This is a genomic window from Nonomuraea rhizosphaerae (assembly GCF_019396405.1).
Taxonomy (GTDB): domain Bacteria; phylum Actinomycetota; class Actinomycetes; order Streptosporangiales; family Streptosporangiaceae; genus Nonomuraea; species Nonomuraea rhizosphaerae.
The window spans coordinates 1-911 of sequence record NZ_JAHKRL010000127.1; the positions used below are offsets into that span (position 1 = coordinate 1).

Annotated in this window: 1 protein-coding gene; it reads left to right on the top strand. The window is 66.1% G+C overall.

Annotated elements, in window-relative coordinates:
• Window positions 1-832 (top strand): ABC transporter substrate-binding protein (locus tag KME77_RS06235; RefSeq protein ID WP_219462834.1); only part of this gene is annotated, 832 nt, incomplete at its 5' end.
• Window positions 833-911: the final 79 nt, after the last annotated feature.

Consider the following 911-nt stretch of genomic DNA (forward strand, 5'->3'; position numbering starts at 1 on the left):
CACCCCGAGCGCCGCGCCCAGCGGCTCGGCGTCCGCCGCCGGCGGCGGCACGGTGATCATCGGCTCGGCCAACTTCGACGAGAACGTGCTGCTCGCCTCCATCTACGCCCAGGCCCTGGAGGCCAAGGGCGTGAAGGTCGAGGAGAAGCCCAGCATCGGCACCCGCGAGGTCATCGTCGACCAGGTCAAGAGCGGCGGGCTGACCATCGTGCCCGAGTACAACGGCAACCTGCTGGCCTTCGTCGACAAGTCCACCACGGCCAAGACCACCGACGAGGTCAACGCCGGGCTCAAGGAGAAGCTGCCGGCCGAGCTGGAGGTCCTGGACGCCTCGCCCGCCGAGGACAAGGACACGCTGACGATCTCCAAGGACACGCAGTCCAAGCAGTCGCTGAACACCATGGAGGACCTGGCCAAGGTCTCCAAGACCATGGTCATCGGCGCTCCGGCCGAGTTCAAGAAGCGCTGGGAGGCCGAGCTGAAGTCGGTCTACGGCATCGAGTTCAAGGACTGGAAGGCCACCGGCGCCACCACCGCCGACGCCATCAAGGACAACACGGTCCAGGTCGGCAACGTCTTCAGCACCGACCCGAAGATCACCGCCAACAACCTGGTGTCCCTCCAGGACAACAAGAACCTGTTCGCCGCCCAGAACGTGACCCCGCTGGTCAACAAGGCGGCCATGAACGACACGATCAGGACCACGCTCAACTCCATCTCGGGCAAGCTCTCGACGCAGTCGCTGCTCGACATGATGCAGAAGATCGCGGTCAACAAGGACGAGCCCGCCACGGTGGCCAAGGAATGGCTGACCTCCAACGGTCTCGGCTGAGCCGCCCCGCGAGGGTCCCCGCGTCCCGGGGGCCCTCGCGGTGAGCGAGTTCACCGGGGAGTTCACCGCCGAGTTCACC